This window comes from Marinobacter sp. OP 3.4, from assembly GCF_036224885.1.
Classification (GTDB): domain Bacteria; phylum Pseudomonadota; class Gammaproteobacteria; order Pseudomonadales; family Oleiphilaceae; genus Marinobacter.
In genome coordinates, this window is record NZ_JAVVLT010000032.1 from 62,643 (window position 1) to 77,778 (window position 15,136).

A 15,136-nucleotide genomic window follows, 5' to 3' on the forward strand; every position below is an offset into this window, starting at 1 on the left:
CTCCGATCCTGTATCAGGGTATTGATGTTGTTGATAACAGCCCAAGCTAACCTGACGCAGGTCATGAATCAAATAAGGATAGCTTATGGAACAGCATCACTGTCATTGATCAGCCATTTGATCGGATGCTACCAGGCCGGAAATCGGCTATCCTTCGCGCACCGTTCACAGCCTGCCTGACCTGCCCTATGCCTGACATCATCTATGTGCTGGAAATGATCGGCGTGGTCGCCTTTGCGATTTCCGGCATGATCGTCGCCCAGCAGAAAAACATGGACCCGGTTGGGGTATTCACCATCGGTTTTGTCACTGCCCTGGGCGGCGGCACATTGCGTGACCTGATGATGGACAATCACCCGCTGTACTGGATCAAGCACCAGGAGCAGCCTATCCTGATCCTGGCCATGGCGGTGGTGTTCAGCTACGCCGGGCTGGGGCGGCGCATCCGGGCATCCCGCATCGTGTTCCCGGACGCCATCGGGCTGGGGATCTTCTCCATCCTGGGGGCCCAGCTGGCGCTGGATCTGGGGCACTCCTGGTTTATCGCCTCGCTGCTGGGGGTGATGACCGGCACCTTCGGGGGCGCCCTGCGGGACACACTGTGTAACGAAGTGCCGTTCATCTTCCGCAAGGACCAGATCTACGCGTCCATCTCCTTTGCCGGCTGCTGGCTCTACTTTGCCTGTCAGTGGCTGCTGGCAAGCGAAACCCTGGCCCTGACCATCGGCCTGCTGTTTATCGTGGTGGTCCGCATGGCCGCCGTGCGTTTTGATATCCGGTTGCAACGGGACAGCCACCACTGACAGGCTTGGCACTGTCATGGTCTGGCCCGGTCGCCTGAGGTATCATTACGCCCCTTTAACGTTTGCCCACAATCCAAACGCATCGAGGCTTCCCCCCATGCTCGAAAAGCTCTTCCAGTTGCAGGCCCACGGCACCACCGTCAAGCGTGAGGTCATCGCCGGCATTACCACCTTCCTGACCATGGCGTACATCGTGGTGGTCAACCCGTCCATCCTGTCCGCCACCGGTATGGATTTCGGGGCCGTGTTCGTGGCCACGTGCATTGCCGCCGTCATCGGCACCCTGATCATGGGCCTGTGGGCCAACTACCCCATCGCCCTGGCCCCGGGCATGGGTCTGAACGCCTTCTTCTCGTTCACCGTGGTGGGCAACATGGGCTATAGCTGGCAGGTGGCCCTGGGCGCCGTGTTCATGTCGGGCCTGATCTTCTTCCTGCTGAGTATCTTCAAGGTGCGGGAATGGATCATCAACAGCATTCCCCTGTCCCTGCGCTTCGGCATCTCCGCCGGCATTGGCTTTTTCCTTGCCTTTATTGCACTGAAGAACGCCGGCATCGTGGTGGACAATCCCGCCACCCTGGTGACCATGGGCGACATCAAGACGCCGGAAGCCCTGCTGTTTTTCGCCGGTTTCGCCGCCATCTGCGCCATGGCCTATCGCCGTATTACCGGCGCGGTCATGATCGGCATCCTGGCCATCACCGGCATCGCCATGGCCCTGGGCCTGGTGGAATACGAGGGGCTGGTCTCCGCCCCGCCCAGCCTGGCCCCCACCTTCATGGAGCTGGACATTGCCGGCGCCCTCAACGTGGGCATGATCTCGGTGATCTTCGCGTTCCTGTTCGTGGACCTGTTTGATACCTCCGGCACCCTGATCGGCGCCGCCCAGCGTGGCGGCCTGCTGGACAAGGACGGCAAACTGCCACGCCTGGGCCGGGCGCTGATGTCCGACTCCGTGGCCACCATGTCCGGCGCCGCCCTGGGCACCTCCACCACCACCAGCTATGTGGAGTCCACCGCCGGTATCACCGCTGGTGGCCGTACCGGCCTGACCGCCGTGGTGGTGGCCGCGCTGTTCCTGGCCTGCCTGCTGTTCGCCCCCATCGCCAGCGTGATCCCGGCCTACGCCACCGCCCCCGCCCTGCTCTACGTGGCGGTGCTGATGACCAGCGGCCTCAAGCTGATCGACTGGGAGGACGTCACCGACGCCGCGCCCGCCGTGGCCACCGCGCTGATCATGCCGCTGACCTTCTCCATCGCCGATGGCATCGCCGCCGGCTTTATCACCTACGCCACTCTCAAGGCCCTGAGCGGTCGCTGGTCCGACCTCAACCCCAGCGTGGCGATCATTGCCATTGTGTTCGTACTCAAGTTCATTTTCCTCGACGCCTGACCGGCACCGGAGAAGCAACGCCATGGACTACTTTGCCGACAGCATCAAGAAAGCCATTCGCACGGTCCCGGACTGGCCCAAACCCGGCGTGGCTTTCCGTGACATCACCACGGTACTGCAGGACCGCACCACCTTCCGCTTGCTGGTGGATGCCTTTGTCCACCGCTACCACGACCAGCAGATCGACGCCGTTGCCGCCATCGACGCCCGTGGCTTCATTATCGGTGCGCCCCTGGCCTATGAACTGAACGCCGGCCTGGTGCTGGTGCGCAAGAAAGGCAAGCTGCCCTTCGACACCCTGGTGGAAGACTACGAGCTGGAGTACGGCACGGCGTCCGTGGAGCTCCACAAGGACGCCTTCAGGCCGGGGGACAAGGTGGTGCTGGTGGATGACCTGATCGCCACCGGCGGCACCATGCTGGCCGCCAGCCGCCTGATTCGACAGATCGGCGCGGAAATCGTGGAGGTGTCCGCCATGATCGACCTGCCGGACCTGGGCGGCTCCCGCAAGCTGCGTGACGAAGGATTGAACGTCTATACTGTCTGCGAGTTCGAGGGCGATTAGCGCCCACCGGGCCTGTAATGGCACACCATCGTTGAAGGGATAATCGGGGGGTTACCATGAACTATCGGCACCAGTGGCAGGACGGCAGCGCCATCGACTGGCCCCTCGGCAAGGTGGTCTGCGTGGGCCGCAACTACGCCCAGCACGCGGCCGAACTCAACAACCCGATTCCCGAGCAACCGCTGCTGTTCATCAAGCCGGCCACCGCCGTGGTGCCACTGACCAACCCCATACGCCTGCCAACGGACCAGGGCGAGATGCACTATGAGGCGGAACTGGCGGTGCTGATCGGCAAGCCCCTGCGGCATGCCAGTGAGAGCGAGGTCCGGGAGGCCAGCGTGGGCATCGGCCTGGCCCTGGACCTGACCCTGCGGGAACTGCAGTCGGAACTCAAGGCCAAGGGGCACCCCTGGGAGCGCGCCAAGGCTTTTGATGGCGCCTGCCCACTATCGTCCTTCATACCGCTGCGCCAGGGGGAGAACTTCGGCAACCTGTCGTTTTCCCTGGCCATCAACGGCGACATCCGCCAGCGGGGTCATACCGGCGACATGATCACCCCGGTACTCACCCTGATTGCCTACGCCTCCGAAACCTTCACCCTCCTGCCCGGGGATGTGGTACTCACCGGCACCCCCGCCGGTGTGGGCGAACTGGCCCCCGGACAGCGCCTGGAGCTGGAACTGGACGGTAGGCTTCACGTGGAAACCAGCGTAGAGTAGGCAACCAACATTCTCCTGGTACCCCATAGCTGGCATGTCCAAGAAACCCGTAACCTCCCGCGGCGGACGCTTCCTGAAACTCGCCGGCATGACCGCCTCCGTGGCTGGCCAGTTCGCCGGCCATCGGGCCCGACGTTTCCTGGGCCGTGAATCGGACGAGGAACGCTCCCTCCAGTACGCCCGTATGGCGGACGAAATCGTCGATACCCTGGGGGAACTCAAGGGTGCGGTGATGAAGGTGGGCCAGGTGGCCTCCCAGACCCAGGATTTCCTGCCCAAGGAGTTTTCCCAGGCCCTGCAGCGGCTACAGAAGGAAGCGCCGCCCATGCCCTTCGAGGTCATCCGCCAGCAGGTGGAAGCGGAGCTGGGGGCACCCGTGGACGAGCTGTTTGATGAACTCCAGGAAAAACCCTACGCTGCCGCATCCATCGGTCAGGTCCACCGGGCGCGGCTGAAGGACGGCACCGAGGTCATCGTGAAGGTCCAGTATCCGGGGGTGGACGAATCCTGCGACTCGGACCTGAAACAGCTTCGCATGGCGCTACGGCTGGGCGGCCTGCTGCGGATGCCCAGGGAAAGCGCCGACCGGCTGTTCGAGGAGATCCGGGTACGCCTGAAGGAGGAACTGGACTACGAGAACGAAGCCACCAATATCCGCCGGTTCCGGGACTATCACCAGCGTCACCCCTGGGTACTCATCCCCCGGGTCATCGACAGCCACTCCACCCGGCATATCCTGACCCTGGAACTGGCCGAGGGCGATCACCTGCAACAGATCACGCCGGACCGGTACAGCCAGGCGACCATCAACCGCCTGGGCGAACAGCTGTTCATCACCATGGCCGACGAACTGTTCGACTTCCAGTGCATCCACGGCGACCCCCATGCCGGCAACTTTGCCTTCCGACCCGACGGCACCCTGATTCTCTATGATTTCGGTTGCGTGAAGTCCCTGCGCCCGGCGGTGGTTGCCCATTACCGTCAGGCGCTGATTGCGGCACTGGAGGAGGACTACGAGGCCCTGGACCGGCACCTGATTGACCTGGGAGCGAGGGTGGCGGAGAAACCGGCCATCAATCCGGACTACTACGCCATGTGGCGCAACCTGCTGATCGAACCCTTCGATGGTGACGAGCCCTACGACTTCGGTCGGTCAGACCTGCACCGGCAGATTGCGGCCCGTACCCATACCGTGTTCCGCTACCTGGACCGTTTCCAGCCCGCCGTGGACAGCATGTTCATCGACCGCATGGTGGCGGGACACTACTGGATACTGAAGCAGCTTGGCGTACAGGCGGCCTTCCGTGGAAACCTGGACAGCTACCTGCGGGACTAGGAGTCTGTGCGGCTATAACCGCACGACACACTAGAAACTCCGCATGGTATGGATATGCCGGGTCTTCAGGTACTGCTGTGCCTCGTTCATCTGCGCCCGGTCGCGGGCATGGATGGTAACCATGTAGTAGCCCTTGTCCAGCGCCGACGCCGAACGGGACACGTACGCGATATGATCTGGCCGGAGGGTGTAGACCCCGCCGAGCAGCAGGCCTGCCACACCACCGAATACCGCAAACAGGGCACCGGCCCAGATCAGGTTCTGGGCCACAAAGGGAAGGCCCGCAGCCGCCAGTACCGAGAACAGCAACAGGCCCCCGGCGATGCCGGCCAGCCCCAGCCAGATGTGGGACCGGATGGCCGTGTGCATGATGCCCTGATCCTCGGGCTCCAGCTTCGAGCCCTTATGGTCATCGGTGGGGTGGATAATACGGACCTGTCCCTGGCCCAGACTGGTCGCCGTACACAGGTCGTCAGCAATCTTTTCCGCCTCCGTGGCAGTGCCACACCTGGCGGCGAGCTTGTGGTCCAGGGTTTCTCCGGATACGTGCATGGTCATCTTCATTTCAGCCTCCCAGAGCCACTGTCCTTAGTAGTGGATGATGGCCAGTCTAGCCAAGTACAACCAGCCCTGTCCGGGGACTAACAATGTTTAATGTCACGGCCATGAAAACCGGGTGAAAGGGCCGCCAACCGTCCCCTACGGGGAGACAGCTTCAATCTCCCGCCAGTTCCCTTACCCACCGGGGCACACCAGTGCTGGCTGGCTCCCGGAGCACCCGGGCCCGGGTCATGGCCGGCACCTCTCCGGGATCGATCACCGTCATCGGCACATCGAAGCCGGCCAGTTCCACCAGGCCGGCGGCCGGATAGACCTGCAGCGAGGTGCCCACAATCAGCAGGTGATCCGCCATGGGGACAATCTCGGCGGCCGCCTCGATCATCGGCACCGCCTCACCAAACCAGACCACATGGGGACGAAGCTGGCTGCCCTGTTCGCAGGTGTCACCCAGCCGGATCTCGTCGTAGCCGAGGTGGTAGATCAGGTCCGGCACCTTCGAACTGCGAACCTTGGTCAGTTCGCCATGCAGGTGCACCACATTGCTGGACCCTGCCCGCTCGTGCAGGTCATCCACATTCTGGGTGATCACGGTGACCTGGTGGGTCCGCTCCAGCTCCGCGAGGGCAATATGGGCGGCATTGGGTTCAACCCCGCCCAACTGCCTGCGGCGCTGATTGTAGAAATCCAGCACCAGTTCCGGATTTCGGGCAAAGGCCTCCGGGGTGGCCACTTCCTCGATACTGACCCTTTCCCAGAGACCGCCGCTGTCACGGAAGGTGGACAGGCCACTTTCGGCACTGATGCCGGCCCCTGTCAGTACAACCACATGGTCTTTCATGGCACCTCCTGTCACTTGGGTGGTGTCTGGCGTTTCCTTCAGTGAACAGTGAATCAATGGCCTACTGAGGATCGAAGATCTTGCCGGGGTTCATGATGCCGTTGGGATCGAAAACCTGCTTGATGCCCCGCAGGTAGGCGATCTCCGTGGGCGAACGGGTATAGTGCAGGTAGTCCTTCTTGACCAGGCCCACCCCGTGTTCGGCGGAGACACTGCCCCGGTGCCGTTGCACGATATCGAACACCCACTTGTTCACCTGCTGACATTTGTCGAAGAACTCCTCCTTCGCCATGTCTTCGGGCTTGAGGATGTTCAGGTGCAGGTTGCCGTCACCGATATGGCCGAACCAGATGATCTCGAAATCCGGGTAGTGCTCGGCGACCACCTGGTCGATTTCGGTGAGGAATTCCGGCACCTTGGAGACCACCACGGAAATATCGTTCTTGTAGGGGGTGCGCGGGGCGATGGACTCGGAAATCCGTTCACGCAACTGCCACAGGTTGTTGGCCTGGGTTTCGCTCTGGCTGATCACGCCATCCAGCACCCAGCCGTTCTCGACACACTGTTCGAACAGCGCCATGGCATCGTCCATGACCTGGTCGGACACGGCCTCAAATTCCAGCAGGGCGTAGTAAGGCGCCTCGGTGTCGAACGGCGCCTGCACCTGACCATGAGCCAGGACGTGACCCATGGCCTGGTGGGAGAAGAATTCGTAGGCGGTCAGATCCACGTTCTTCAGGAAGGTCTGCAACACGTCCATGGTGTTGGTGAGGTCCGCCAGGCCCAGCACCATCACTGTCAGGTTGGTGGGCTGGCGGGTCAGTTTCATGGTGGCCTCGGTGATAAAGCCCAGGGTGCCCTCGGCGCCGATGAACAGGTGACGCAGATCGTAGCCGGTGTTGTTCTTCTCCAGATCCAGGTTCAGGTCCAGGATATCCCCCTTGCCGGTGACCACCTTGAGGCCGGCGACCCAGTCACGGCTCATGCCGTAGCGAATCACCTTGATGCCCCCGGCGTTGGTGGACAGGTTGCCGCCCAGCTGGCTGGAGCCCGCCGAGGCGAAATCCACGGGGTAGAACAGGTCGTTGTCCTCAGCGAAGGTCTGCAACTGTTCGGTCACCACCCCGGCCTGGCAGCGGACCGTGCGGTCACTGGGGCTGAAGTCCAGGATCCGGTTCATGTTGTCGAACGCCACCACCACTTCGCCGTTGGCGGCTACCGCGCCGGCACTGAGCCCGGTGCGACCACCGGACGGCACCAGCGCCACCTGGTTGTCGTTGGCAAACCGCACCACCGCCTGCACCTGCTCGGTGGTCTTGGGCAGCACTATCGCCAGCGGGCGAGGCGCGTATTGCTTCGTCCAGTCCTTGCCGTAGGCGTCCAGGTCGGCCGGATCCGTCAGGACCTTGCCATCATCCACCAGGGTTTTCAGGGAAGCGATGATCTGTTCCGGGTTCATGGGTTGCGGGATCTCTCGGATAGTGGGGCCCGCACCCCGACACGGGTTGATTCAGGTAAACGGGCCGGCTGTGAAAATTTGCCGTTATGGTATCATACCGCCCCTGTTCTGTGAGCCCGCGCCAGAACCGGTCGCGGAAGGCCCCGGGCTTGCAGGTGTTTTCTGGTCCAGGGAGCCCGGACACCCCGGCGCTTCACACCACGCAATAGAAGGTCTGGAAGCTTACCCATGTCAGAAACGTCTCTTGAAAAGAGCAAGATCCGCATCCTGCTGCTGGAAGGAGTTCACCAGTCTGCACTGGATACCCTGCACGCAGCCGGTTACACCAACATCGAATACCTCACCCACTCCCTGGCGGAGGATGAGCTGATCGAGAAGATTGCCGACGCCCATTTCATCGGCATCCGCTCCCGTACCCAGCTCACCGAGAAGGTGTTCGACGCCGCGAAGAAGCTGGTTGCGGTGGGCTGTTTCTGCATCGGGACCAACCAGGTGGATCTGCAGGCGGCTACCCGCCGTGGTGTCGCCGTGTTCAATGCGCCCTTCTCCAACACCCGCAGCGTGGCGGAACTGGTGCTGGCCCAGGCCATCCTGCTGCTGCGCGGCATCCCCGAAAAGAACGCCCGCGCCCATCGTGGCGGCTGGCAGAAGTCCGCCAAGAACAGCTACGAGATTCGTGGCAAGAAGCTGGGCATCATAGGCTACGGCAACATCGGCACCCAGTTCTCGGTACTGGCGGAATCCCTGGGGATGGAAGTCTATTTCTATGACGTGGTTTCCAAGCTGTCCATCGGTAACGCCAGGCAAGTGGGTTCCCTGAAGGAACTGCTGAACCTGGCGGATGTGGTCAGCCTTCACGTGCCGGCGACCCAGGCGACCCACTACATGTTCGGCGCCGAACAGTTCGCCCAGATGAAACCGGGCAGCATCCTGATGAACGCCTCCCGTGGCACCGTGGTGGATATCGACGCCCTGGCCGAGGCCATCAGCAGCGGCAAGCTGCTGGGTGCGGCCATCGACGTGTTCCCGGTGGAGCCCAAGTCCAACGACGAGGAATTCGTGTCTCCACTGCGGGAATTCGACAATGTGATCCTGACCCCGCACATCGGTGGCTCCACCATGGAAGCCCAGGAGAACATCGGCAAGGAAGTGGCCGAGAAGCTGGCCATGTACAGCGACAACGGCACCTCCGTGTCCTCCGTCAACTTCCCGGAAGTGGCGCTGCCGTCCCACCCCAACCAGCACCGCCTGCTGCATATCCACGAGAACGTGCCGGGGGTGATGTCGGAGATCAACCAGGTCTTTTCCGAGAACGGCATCAACGTCTGCGGCCAATATCTGCAGACCAAGGAGGAGATTGGTTATGTGGTGATCGACGTGGACAAGGCCTACGGCGAGCTGGCGCTGGAGAAACTGCGCAAGATCAAGGGCACCATCCGCTGCCGCGTGCTGTTCTGATCCGCCGTCATGACGTCACGAAAAAAGGGGTGCCGGCCGGCACCCCTTTTTTATGGCTGGACATCCGCCCCGTTACTGCTGGGTGGGCACCAGCGTCAGCTCCACGCGACGGTTCTGCTCGCGACCGGCGGGGGTGTCATTGGTGGCCACCGGGTAGCGTTCGCCATAGCCGGTGGCACGGGTGCGGGCCGGCGCAATGCCCTGGTTGAGCAGGAAGTCCCGCACCGAGCTGGCACGGCGTTCCGAGAGCATCTGGTTGTAGCTGTCGGAACCGGTGCTGTCGGTATGGCCGTCGATCTGGATAACGGTCTTGTCGAATTCCTGCAGCACCAGCCCCACGGACTCCAGCACACCAGTAAAGGACGACTTGATGGAGGCCTGGTCGGTATCGAAGGTGATGTTGCCAGGCATGATCAGTTCAATCTGATCGCCATTACGCACCACCCGCACGCCGGTGCCTTCCAGCTTGCGACGCAGTTCCGCCTCCTGCTTGTCCATGTAGTAGCCGATACCGCCACCAACGGCAGCGCCACCGGCGGCACCGATCAGGGCGCCCTTGCCACGGTCACTGTCACTGGAGGTGGCGGCACCGATTGCGGCACCGCCGATCGCCCCGATGATACTGCCCTTGGTGGCGTTGGAGGTTTTTTCCTCGCCGGTATAGGGGTCATAGGTCATACAGCCGGACAGGCCAACTGCGGCCACGGTGATTGCCATCAGAGTTTTTTTCACGGTCAGATCTCCTGTGTTGGTAACCGTTCTTGTCGATGCCGGGCAACCCCGTCTTCAGTGACGGCGTGATCAAAGGTATCGATGATGCCATTGAACACGGTTGCCTGCAGATCCTGTGCTTCATTGACCAGATGATGCCTCCCGGTGGGCAGCCTGATCTCGTCCACGGAAGAAAACTTGTTCCTGATAATGCGAAGGTTGTGCCGCCAGTCCACTGTCTGGTCCTTTTCGCCCTGGATGACCGTCACCGGGAAGTCCACCGGGCGGGCGGATTCAATATGCGGCACCCACTGACGCAATGCCGATACCCAGTCCACATGCACGGCCCTGGCCTGCAGCGGGTCATGCTCCCGCAGGAACTCCAGGAAACGGGTATTGGCACTGTTGGCGGAAAAGGCCCGCTTCCAGCGTTTCAGGAAGGGTTTCGCCACACTGTGCAACGCCCGGGCTCCCAGCCAGCCCATCGGCCGGACCAGTGGCGCCAGCAACACCACCGAGCGGAACGCGGAGGTGTCCACGCTATGGTGGTTGGACAGCAGGTAATCAATCAGTATACCGCTGCCGGTGCTCTGTCCCACGGCGTGCCAGGGCCCGGGAGCATGGCGGCGCACCCTGGCCATCAGGTCGCTCAGTACAGCCTGGTACTCCATGAAACTGCCAATGGCCGCCGGTGCACCACTGGAGAGGCCATGGCCAGGCTGGTCCCACGCCAGCACGTGATAACCAGCCGACAGGCAGCGTTCGATCAACTGGCTGTAGAGCCCGACGTGGTCGAAGTAGCCGTGCAGGATGAAAACGGTACCCTTGGTCTGACGCTGCTCGGGCAGCCGATAGAAGTGCACGGCCACCTGGTGCCCCCCGGCTTCCACCAGACCCGGTGAATAGAGCACCTCCGGGTACTCCACCCAGAGATCCAGGCCGTAGTAGCGACAGTAGGCCTGCATGTCCGGGCTCAGTTCCTGCCCTTCCTGCGGGGAAAACGGCTTGAGGTCGTCCCGGACCGCATCGCTCTCCCACTGGGGAATACCGATCTTGTCGTTTTTCCAGTACACGTATACCTACACGTCTGTTTATTGGATCGCGTTCCATCGGGAATACCGCGAGAATACCACAGTCATTCTCACCGTCCGCCCCCGGGGCGGAATTTACGGCATTTTTACCTGGCCAGGCGGTGGAATGACACGATCGCCACGGATCAAGGCATCCTTGTGCCGACGGGGCCATCGCTTGATGTGCCACTCCAGGCTCAGGGCCCGGGACCGGTCCCCCACCGGCTGGCTGAATACCAGCTCCAGGGGCCCCTTGCCTCGCAGGCTGCGGGCACAGCGGGGACCACCGGATTGATGTTCGGACAGGCGCCGCTTCACATCCGTGGTCACGCCGGTATAGAGGCTGCCGCTGGCCGTCCGCAGGATGTACAGGTGCCAGTCAGCCATGGCCGGCGGTTTCCCCGGCGGACGGGCGGGCGCCCACCTGTTGCAGCCATAGCCCGGCCACGATCAGCACCAGTCCAACCCAGGTGGAGGCGAGAATCACTTCCCCCAGGATCAGGTAGATGAAAACCAGGGACAGGAAGGGCGAAATGAAGATCAGGTTGCTGACCCGCGAGGTATTGGTGGCCAGCTTCATGGCCCGCGACCAGAGCACAAAAGCCAGCCCCATCTCGAACACGCCCACGTAGAGACTGCCGGCAAAGCCACCACTGGCCAGGGACGGCAGGCCGTCCTGCCACCAGGTCAGCGCGGCGATGAACGGCAGCGCGAACAGGAAGTTGAGCAGCAGCCCGGTCACTGGTTCCCGGCGGTCACGGGTGGCCAGTATCCAGTAGCTGGCCCAGACCAGGGTGCTGGCAATGGCCAGGGTGACCCCGAGCGGATCCGAGAACGACAGGTCGGAAAAATTGCCCCGGGTGGCGATCACCACCACCCCGCCATAACAGACCAGTCCCGCCAGGATGTCCATGCCCCGCAACCGGTGGCCAAGGAACGGCACCGACAGGTAGGCCAGGACCAGGGCCCAGGTGTAGTTGATGGGCTGGGCCTCCTGGGCCGGCAGGCGGTCGAATGCCCCGAACAGCAGCAGGTAGTACAGGCACGGGTTGATCAGGCCCAGCCCCAGGGACTGCAGGTACTGCCAGCGTGACAGTTGCAGCACCCCACCCAGCCGTCCCTGGAACGCCAGCAGCACGGCCATCACCACCACCGAGGTGAGACACGCCATCAGCATCATCTGCAGGGGAGTGTAGTGCTGCAGGGTCAGCTTGAACGCCGTGGCCACCGTTGACCAGAGCAGGACGGCACCCAGCCCTGACAGCATGGCAAGGCGCTGGTTCTTCATTGGTTTCCTCCCGTGCTCTCGAGCCACCGGTAGAGCGTGCGCCGGTTGATCCCCAGGATCTGGGCGGCACGGCGCTTGTTGCCGTCGACGGCCTTCATCACTTTGGCGACATAGTCCTGCTGGAGCACATCCAGTGTCGGCCACTGGGCGATACTGCTGTCATCCGCCTTGCCCTCCACGGGCGGGGCCATGCCCCCCGCCTGGCGCTTGCGGATGCGGGCCGGCAGGTGTTCCGGCTGGACCACATCCCCCTCGCAGAAGGTCACCGCCCGCTCCATGGCACTGGACAGTTCCCGGACGTTACCGGGAAACGGGTAATCCCCCAGGGTCTGCAGGGTGGCCTCCCCCAGCCTCAGGAAACCCCTGCCGTGACGATCCGCCGACTGTCGCAGGAAGTGCATGGCCAGCAGTTCCACATCATCCCCACGCTGCCGCAGGGGCGGCACCGACAGCGCCAGGGTCTCCAGGCGATAGTAGAGGTCCTCGCGGAATTCCCCCCGTGTCACGGCGTCCAGCAGGTCCACATGGGTGGCCGCGATCACCCGCACATCCACCGCCTCTTCACGTTCGGCGCCCACCGGCTTGACCCGGCCTTCCTGCAGCACCCGCAGCAGCTTGGCCTGGAGCGCCAGGGGCATTTCCCCCACCTCGTCCAGCAACAGGGTACCGCCACTGGCCTCGGCGAACAGCCCCTTGCGGGACTGGCGGGCGCCGGTGAAGGCGCCGGCCTCATGGCCGAAGAACTCGCTTTCCATCAGCTCATGGGGAATACCGGCACAGTTCACCGGGATGAATGGCTGGTCCCGGCGCTCGCTTTCCTGGTGTATGGCCCGGGCCACCAGCTCCTTGCCGGTGCCACTCTCACCGTTGACCAGAACCGCCGCCTGGCTGCGGGCCACCTGGCGTATTTCCTGGCGCAGCCGGTCCATGGCCACACTTTCTCCCACCAGCCCCAGGTTGGCGGGCTGGCCCGAAGTGGAGCGATAACGGGCCAGTTCGTGGCTCAGGGCGGCATGGGCCAGCAGCCGCTTCACTTTCAGGCGCAGGTGTTCGGTGGACAGGGGTTTGGTGAGGAAATCGTCCGCCCCGGCCTGGAGGGCGTCCACCGCCTGGTCCACAGTGCCAAACGCGGTGATGATGACAAACGGCACCACCCGGCCTTCCGCCTGGAGCTTTCGTAACACATCCAGTCCGTCCCCGTCCGGCAGCCGGAGGTCGGATATCACCAGATCCGGCGACTGCGCCAGCACCATGGCCGTGCCCTCCGCGGAGGTGGAGGCGACCAGTACCCGATAGCCATCCAGCGCCAGTTCCTCCTGCAAAAGCGTTCTCAGGCTGGCATCGTCCTCGATTAACAGCAGTGTTTCCCGGGTTGTCATACCGTTTGCTCCTGTTCTTCAGCCGGTGGGGAGGCAACGGGCCAGAACAGGCCCATGCGGCAGCCGCCCAGGGGGCTGTCCGTCACCGTCAGGCGGCCCCGATGCTCCTTGATCACGCTCTTGACCATGGCCAGGCCAAGCCCTGTCCCCTCGCCGGCAGGCCGTGTGCTGAAAAAGGGCTCGAAGATCCGCTCCCGCTGGACTTCCGGAATGCCCGGTCCGTCGTCATCCACCCGGACCTGCCAGTAATCTCCGGAAGGTTCCACGGTCACCGTCACCCGGTCCTGGCCGGCCTCGCAGGCATTGCGTATGACGTTGACACAGGCCAGTTCCAGCCGTGTCGGCTCGGCCTCGACCCGGACCGGCCCATCCGGCATGGACAGTGTTATCGATTTGCCACTGGCCGCCGGCTCCTCACCCACCTGGGCCACCAGTTCACGCAGGAGCGGGGCCAGGTCCACCGGGCGACGGGCATCCGGCACATGCCGGAAACAGTCCAGCAATTGCTCGATAATCCGTGTCATGCGCTGCACCTGGTGACGGATGTCATCCAGTTGCCGGAGCTCCTCCGGACCCAGCTCCCCCCGGGCCAGGATCGATGCCCTGCCCTGGATAACGTTCAGGGGCGCCCCCAGTTCGTGGGCCACCCCGCCCGCCACGCGACCGATCATGGCCACTTTTTCCTGGTACTCAAGCTGTTCTCCCAGTTCCTGTTCCCGCTGGACCCGCTGGCGGATTTCCTCCTCCGCCTGGGCCATGCGGTCCCCCAGGTGACACAGGCCTTCATGCAACTGCCGTATCTCCCGGGGACCGGAGGCGCCGGAGCGGATCTGCCATCGCCCCGGAGCCATACCCCCCATGGCCTCCAGCAGCCGGTTGACGTATCGCCCCACCGCCCCGTAATGCCCCAGTACCACCACCAGGCTGACCACCACCAGGACCAGGCACCACAGAACCACCGCCCAGGTCCGGGCCGATGCCACCTGGCGATGGAAATCGCTGCGCTTGCGAGTGACCTGCAGCAACCCGATGATACGGCCATCCTCCGACACCAATGGGGTGAACTGGGAGAATACCGGCACGCCATCCACCCGGCGGAAGGTTCCGCCCCGCTCCCCGCTCTGGATCACCTCATTGGCACTGCGACTGGTGCGCACGCTGGTGTCCGCCACCCCCAGACTGGCGACCTGGGTGCCCTCGGCATCGAAGATCGACGCGCCATAGACACGACCGATGCGGAAGATGGACTTGAGGGCCTGGTCCAGCACGATCTCATTGCTGTCCTCCATGGCCCGGGCCAGCGGGCCGCTGGCGGCACGGGCCACCAGCTCCAGGTCTTCCCGGAGCCGCTGGTCGAGGTTGTCCTCAATCGCGTTGACCGCCAGCACGATACCGGCACCCACCACCAGCATCAGCGGTACCACGATACTGAGGAACAGGGTCAGCCTTACGGAATGGAAGACCTGGCCGGCGCTACCGAGAATACGGCTCATGGTTGATATCCTGGACAGGGTAAGTCATGGGTGGATGAAAAGTGTGTGGGGGCGTCGACCGAC

The 15,136-nt window shown here is 63.1% G+C and carries 15 protein-coding genes; 6 read left to right on the forward strand and 9 right to left on the reverse strand.

Features of this window, described 5'->3' with window-relative positions; translation table 11 throughout:
- Positions 1-188 precede the first annotated feature (188 nt).
- The 5 genes from RO069_RS05370 to RO069_RS05390 all read left to right on the forward strand — a co-directional run bounded on the left by RO069_RS05370 (position 189) and on the right by RO069_RS05390 (position 4,816).
- The gene (locus tag RO069_RS05370) at positions 189-803 is read left to right on the forward strand and encodes a trimeric intracellular cation channel family protein (protein WP_328185764.1); all 615 of its coding nucleotides are present in this window, start codon (positions 189-191) and stop codon (positions 801-803) included.
- Positions 804-900: 97 nt separating this feature from the next.
- Entirely contained in the window at positions 901-2,196 is a 1,296-nt protein-coding gene (locus RO069_RS05375) for an NCS2 family permease (protein ID WP_328185766.1), read from the forward strand.
- A gap of 22 nt (positions 2,197-2,218) precedes the next feature.
- Positions 2,219-2,761 carry an adenine phosphoribosyltransferase gene (locus RO069_RS05380; RefSeq protein ID WP_328185767.1) on the forward strand — a complete coding sequence of 181 codons (543 nt, stop codon included), beginning with the start codon at positions 2,219-2,221 and terminating at the stop codon, positions 2,759-2,761.
- A 56-nt stretch (positions 2,762-2,817) separates the two neighbouring features.
- Positions 2,818-3,480, forward strand: coding sequence for a fumarylacetoacetate hydrolase family protein (locus tag RO069_RS05385; RefSeq protein WP_328185768.1), 663 nt, complete (start codon positions 2,818-2,820; stop codon positions 3,478-3,480).
- Between the two features lie 34 nt (positions 3,481-3,514).
- The gene (locus RO069_RS05390; protein ID WP_328185770.1) at positions 3,515-4,816 is read left to right on the forward strand and encodes an ABC1 kinase family protein; all 1,302 of its coding nucleotides are present in this window, start codon (positions 3,515-3,517) and stop codon (positions 4,814-4,816) included.
- A gap of 30 nt (positions 4,817-4,846) precedes the next feature.
- On the opposite strand, the gene RO069_RS05395 is transcribed toward RO069_RS05390, so the two are convergent.
- The 3 genes from RO069_RS05395 to RO069_RS05405 form a co-directional block, all read right to left on the reverse strand.
- Positions 4,847-5,380, reverse strand: a complete 534-nt coding sequence (locus tag RO069_RS05395; protein WP_328185772.1) for a hypothetical protein — start codon at positions 5,378-5,380, stop codon at positions 4,847-4,849.
- 151 nt (positions 5,381-5,531) lie between these two features.
- A complete protein-coding gene (locus RO069_RS05400; protein ID WP_328185774.1) occupies positions 5,532-6,215 on the reverse strand; it encodes an SIR2 family NAD-dependent protein deacylase in 684 nt (227 codons plus the stop codon).
- A gap of 61 nt (positions 6,216-6,276) precedes the next feature.
- Positions 6,277-7,674, reverse strand: coding sequence for an FAD-binding oxidoreductase (locus tag RO069_RS05405; RefSeq protein ID WP_328185776.1), 1,398 nt, complete (start codon positions 7,672-7,674; stop codon positions 6,277-6,279).
- A 228-nt stretch (positions 7,675-7,902) separates the two neighbouring features.
- On the opposite strand from RO069_RS05405, the gene serA reads away from it, so the two are divergent.
- Complete coding sequence (gene serA, locus RO069_RS05410) at positions 7,903-9,132, forward strand: phosphoglycerate dehydrogenase (RefSeq protein WP_328185778.1); 1,230 nt, start codon at positions 7,903-7,905, stop codon at positions 9,130-9,132.
- Between the two features lie 72 nt (positions 9,133-9,204).
- Here the strand turns inward: serA and RO069_RS05415 are convergent, their stop codons facing one another.
- From RO069_RS05415 to RO069_RS05440, 6 genes are all read right to left on the reverse strand, one after another.
- Positions 9,205-9,864: an OmpA family protein gene (locus tag RO069_RS05415; RefSeq protein WP_328185780.1), complete on the reverse strand. Its 660-nt coding sequence runs from the start codon at positions 9,862-9,864 to the stop codon at positions 9,205-9,207.
- Positions 9,865-9,866: 2 nt separating this feature from the next.
- On the reverse strand, positions 9,867-10,916 hold the full coding sequence (locus tag RO069_RS05420; RefSeq protein ID WP_328185782.1) for an alpha/beta hydrolase: 1,050 nt from the start codon (positions 10,914-10,916) through the stop codon (positions 9,867-9,869).
- A gap of 93 nt (positions 10,917-11,009) precedes the next feature.
- On the reverse strand, positions 11,010-11,300 hold the full coding sequence (locus tag RO069_RS05425) for a GIY-YIG nuclease family protein (protein WP_328185783.1): 291 nt from the start codon (positions 11,298-11,300) through the stop codon (positions 11,010-11,012).
- Complete coding sequence (locus RO069_RS05430) at positions 11,293-12,201, reverse strand: DMT family transporter (RefSeq protein ID WP_328185785.1); 909 nt, start codon at positions 12,199-12,201, stop codon at positions 11,293-11,295. The genes RO069_RS05425 and RO069_RS05430 overlap by 8 nt, the downstream gene beginning before the upstream one ends.
- The gene (locus RO069_RS05435) at positions 12,198-13,580 is read right to left on the reverse strand and encodes a sigma-54-dependent transcriptional regulator (RefSeq protein WP_328185787.1); all 1,383 of its coding nucleotides are present in this window, start codon (positions 13,578-13,580) and stop codon (positions 12,198-12,200) included. Before RO069_RS05435 ends, RO069_RS05430 begins: the two co-directional genes overlap by 4 nt.
- A complete protein-coding gene (locus RO069_RS05440) occupies positions 13,577-15,073 on the reverse strand; it encodes a sensor histidine kinase (RefSeq protein WP_328185789.1) in 1,497 nt (498 codons plus the stop codon). The genes RO069_RS05435 and RO069_RS05440 overlap by 4 nt, the downstream gene beginning before the upstream one ends.
- Positions 15,074-15,136 lie beyond the last annotated feature (63 nt).

Bases quoted from the DNA above. Each gene is read 5' to 3' on its own strand.
- RO069_RS05430 (WP_328185785.1), bottom strand. From the start codon at position 12,201: ATGAAGAACCAGCGCCTTGCCATGCTGTCAGGGCTGGGTGCCGTCCTG.
- RO069_RS05440 (WP_328185789.1), bottom strand. From the start codon at position 15,073: ATGAGCCGTATTCTCGGTAGCGCCGGCCAGGTCTTCCATTCCGTAAGG.
- RO069_RS05425 (WP_328185783.1), bottom strand. From the start codon at position 11,300: ATGGCTGACTGGCACCTGTACATCCTGCGGACGGCCAGCGGCAGCCTC.
- RO069_RS05390 (WP_328185770.1), top strand. From the start codon at position 3,515: ATGTCCAAGAAACCCGTAACCTCCCGCGGCGGACGCTTCCTGAAACTC.
- RO069_RS05385 (WP_328185768.1), top strand. From the start codon at position 2,818: ATGAACTATCGGCACCAGTGGCAGGACGGCAGCGCCATCGACTGGCCC.
- RO069_RS05375 (WP_328185766.1), top strand. From the start codon at position 901: ATGCTCGAAAAGCTCTTCCAGTTGCAGGCCCACGGCACCACCGTCAAG.
- RO069_RS05435 (WP_328185787.1), bottom strand. From the start codon at position 13,580: ATGACAACCCGGGAAACACTGCTGTTAATCGAGGACGATGCCAGCCTG.
- RO069_RS05380 (WP_328185767.1), top strand. From the start codon at position 2,219: ATGGACTACTTTGCCGACAGCATCAAGAAAGCCATTCGCACGGTCCCG.
- RO069_RS05395 (WP_328185772.1), bottom strand. From the start codon at position 5,380: ATGAAGATGACCATGCACGTATCCGGAGAAACCCTGGACCACAAGCTC.
- RO069_RS05370 (WP_328185764.1), top strand. From the start codon at position 189: ATGCCTGACATCATCTATGTGCTGGAAATGATCGGCGTGGTCGCCTTT.
- RO069_RS05405 (WP_328185776.1), bottom strand. From the start codon at position 7,674: ATGAACCCGGAACAGATCATCGCTTCCCTGAAAACCCTGGTGGATGAT.
- RO069_RS05400 (WP_328185774.1), bottom strand. From the start codon at position 6,215: ATGAAAGACCATGTGGTTGTACTGACAGGGGCCGGCATCAGTGCCGAA.
- serA (WP_328185778.1), top strand. From the start codon at position 7,903: ATGTCAGAAACGTCTCTTGAAAAGAGCAAGATCCGCATCCTGCTGCTG.